The following is a 3,066-nucleotide window of genomic DNA, read 5'->3' on the forward strand; positions in this document are numbered from 1 at the left end:
GGTGGGTGGAGACCAGTGCGGTCCGCCCCGAGGCGGTGAGCTCGCGCAGCACGTCGATGTAGACCTCCTCGCTGCCGGCGTCCATGCCGCTGAACGGTTCGTCGAGGAGCAGCAGCTCGGCCTCCTGGGCCAGGCAGCGGGCCAGCAGGACCCGTCGCCGTTGACCGCCCGAGAGCTCGCCGATGCGCCGCCCCGCGATCGGCGACAACCCGACCCGGTCCAGGGCCTCGTCGACCGCCAGTCGGTCGGCGGCGGACGGGCGGCGCCACGGACCGGTGAAGCGGCGGCGGCCCTGCATGACCACCTCACCGGCGGTGACCGGGAACCGCTCGTCGAGTCCGTCCGACTGGGGCACCGCCGCCACCCGTCCGGTGCGCAGCGCGCGCCGGACCGGGGAACCGAGGAGGCGCACCGATCCACCGGTGGGGGTGACAAGGCCGAGCAGCGACTGGAGCAGGGTGGACTTCCCGGACCCGTTGGGGCCGAGCAGCACGGTGATCTCCCCGGTCGGCACCGAGAGCGACACCGAGTCGAGCGCGCGGATCTGGCCGCGGTCGACGGTGAGGTCGGTGACGACGACGGCGGGCGGGCCCGTGTGCACGGAGAAGGGCAGTGGGCGGTCGGTCATGACGTCAGCTCCCGGGTGATCGTCTCGAGGTCGTGGTCGAGCAGGTCGAGGTAGGTGGGCACCGGGCCGCTGGGCGCGGAGAGGGAGTCGACGTACAGCAGGCCGGCGACCCTGCTGCCCGTTTCGGCCGCGACCTGCTCCATCGCCGCGCCGGAGACCGTCGACTCGCAGAAGACGGCGGGGATCTCACGATCACGCACCTCGTCGATCAGGGCGGTGACCTGACGCGGCAGCCCCTGGGACTCGCTGTTGACCGGCCACAGGTAGAGCTCCTCCAGGCCGAGGTCCCGGGCCAGGTAGGAGAACGCGCCCTCGCACGTGACCAGGACACGGCGGTCCTGCGGCACCGCCGCCACGGCCGCGCGGGCGCGGGACGCCAGCTCGTCGAGTTCGGCCACGTAGTCCTCGGCGCGAGCGAGGTACCCCTCGGCTCCCTCCGGGTCGACCTCGGTCAGGGCGCGGGCGATCGTCCGGATGTATCTCGCGCCCTCGTCGGGCGACATCCACGCGTGGGGGTTGGGCCGCCCGGTGTAGTTGCCGGAGCGCACCGGCAGCGGGTCGACCCCCTCGGAGGTGACCACGTGGCGTGCGTCGGTCCCGTCGATGAAGCGCAGCAGCCAGTCGTCCATGCCGAGACCGTTGCTCACCACCAGGTCCGCGCCCTCGACCCGCTTGAGGTCGTCGACGGACGGCTCGTACTGGTGGATGTCGGCGCCCGGGGTCGTCACCGACTCCACCCGGACCCGGTCCCCACCGACGCGGCGGGCCATGTCCGCGAGGATCGTGAAGGTCGTGGCCACCACGACCCTGTCGTCGGCCTCCCGGGCGGCGAACCGGGGCCGGTCGTCCACGTCGACCGCCCCCCAGGTGCCGGTGGTGCAGGCGGCCGCCACGATCGCGGTCACGAGTGCGACGACGACCGCGGCCGCGGGGGACCAGGGTCGCCGGCGACCGGCCCGGGGATTGCGGCCCCCGGCCAGATGAGATTTCGGCATACCGAAATATTAAGTCAAAGTGGCGGAATATCCATACCGCCTGGATAGCCCTGCTGCCTCCAGGCCTCGTAGACCACCACGGCGGCGGCGTTGGACAGGTTCATGGAGCGGCGACCCGCCAGCATGGGGATGCGCACCGTCGCGGTCACGCGCTCGTCGGCCAGCACGTCCGGGGCCAGACCGGTGGGCTCGGGCCCGAACAGCAGGACGTCACCGGGGGAGAACCGGATCTCCGGCAGCGAGCGGTCGGCCCGCACGGTGAACGCCCACACCCGCGCCGGGAGTAGTCGCGCGTACGCGGCCTCGAGATCCTCGTGGACCTCCACGTGCGCCAGGTCGTGGTAGTCGAGCCCCGCCCGCCGCAGCTGCGGTTCGGACAGGTCGAAGCCCAGTGGCCCGGCCAGATGGAGTTCACACCCCGCCCCCGCCGCCAGCCGGATCGCGTTGCCGGTGTTGGGGGGGATGCGGGGTCGGTCGAACAACACACGCACGCCGGCTCCGGTCATGGCGGCCATTCTCGCAGTGCGCTGGCGACGTGGCCGCTCCGGAGTGGGATACTGGCGCCCGTGACCGCTATCAAGCTGGACGGAAAGCTCACCCGCGACGAGATCGTCGCCGACCTCACCGACCGGGTCGCCGCGTTGCGCGACAAGGGCATCACCCCGGGGCTGGGAACGGTCCTGGTGGGCGACGACCCGGGCAGCCACTCCTACGTCAAGATGAAGCACCGCGACTGTGAGCAGGTCGGCATCGCCTCCATCCGGCGTGACCTGCCCGCCGAGACCGGTCAGGCCGAGCTCGAGGCCGTGATCGACGAGCTCAACGCCGATCCCGCGTGCACCGGGTACATCGTTCAGCTGCCGCTGCCGAAGCACCTCGACGAGAACGCGATCCTCGAGCGCATCGACCCGGCCAAGGACGCGGACGGACTGCATCCCGTCAACCTCGGCAAGCTGGTCCTCAACGCGACGGCCCCTCTGCCGTGCACCCCCAACGGCGCCATCCACCTCCTGCGGCGTTTCGGTGTCGAACTCGACGGGGCACACGTGGTGGTGATCGGCCGCGGGGTGACCGTGGGGCGCCCGATCGGGCTGATGCTCACCCGCCGCAGCGAGAACTCGACCGTCACCCTGTGCCACACCGGAACCCGGGACCTGGCCGCCGAGACGCGGCGGGCCGACGTGATCGTGGCCGCGGCCGGGGTGGCCCACATGCTCACGCCGGACATGGTCAAGCAGGGCGCGGCGATCCTCGACGTGGGGGTGTCCCGGCTCGACGGGAAGCTGGCCGGCGACGTCCACCCGGACGTGTGGGACGTCGCCGGTGCGGTCTCCCCGAACCCGGGTGGCGTCGGTCCGCTCACGCGGGCGTTCCTGCTGGCCAACGTGGTCGAGCGCTGCGAGCGGCTCGCCGCGGGGACGTCCTAGGCCCGCATGACCCACC

Annotated in this window: 4 protein-coding genes; 1 reads left to right on the forward strand and 3 read right to left on the reverse strand. The window is 72.2% G+C overall.

Going from position 1 to position 3,066, the window contains the following annotated elements:
• The 3 genes from G6017_RS14340 to G6017_RS14350 form a co-directional block, all read right to left on the reverse strand.
• A partial coding sequence (locus G6017_RS14340; protein ID WP_241731571.1) for a metal ABC transporter ATP-binding protein occupies positions 1 to 628 on the reverse strand: 628 nt, incomplete at its 3' end.
• On the reverse strand, positions 625 to 1,623 hold the full coding sequence (locus tag G6017_RS14345) for a metal ABC transporter substrate-binding protein (protein ID WP_182617968.1): 999 nt from the start codon (positions 1,621 to 1,623) through the stop codon (positions 625 to 627). The genes G6017_RS14340 and G6017_RS14345, both read right to left, overlap by 4 nt.
• A gap of 14 nt (positions 1,624 to 1,637) precedes the next feature.
• On the reverse strand, positions 1,638 to 2,129 hold the full coding sequence (locus tag G6017_RS14350) for a tRNA (cytidine(34)-2'-O)-methyltransferase (protein WP_095717925.1): 492 nt from the start codon (positions 2,127 to 2,129) through the stop codon (positions 1,638 to 1,640).
• A gap of 60 nt (positions 2,130 to 2,189) precedes the next feature.
• On the opposite strand from G6017_RS14350, the gene G6017_RS14355 reads away from it, so the two are divergent.
• Positions 2,190 to 3,050 (forward strand): bifunctional methylenetetrahydrofolate dehydrogenase/methenyltetrahydrofolate cyclohydrolase, encoded by an 861-nt coding sequence (locus tag G6017_RS14355; RefSeq protein ID WP_182617969.1) that lies wholly within the window; start codon positions 2,190 to 2,192, stop codon positions 3,048 to 3,050.
• Positions 3,051 to 3,066 lie beyond the last annotated feature (16 nt).

Source organism: Dietzia sp. B44 (genome assembly GCF_014145245.1).
Lineage (GTDB): Bacteria > Actinomycetota > Actinomycetes > Mycobacteriales > Mycobacteriaceae > Dietzia > Dietzia natronolimnaea.

Bases quoted from the DNA above. Each gene is read 5' to 3' on its own strand.
- G6017_RS14345 (WP_182617968.1), bottom strand. From the start codon at position 1,623: ATGCCGAAATCTCATCTGGCCGGGGGCCGCAATCCCCGGGCCGGTCGC.
- G6017_RS14350 (WP_095717925.1), bottom strand. From the start codon at position 2,129: ATGACCGGAGCCGGCGTGCGTGTGTTGTTCGACCGACCCCGCATCCCC.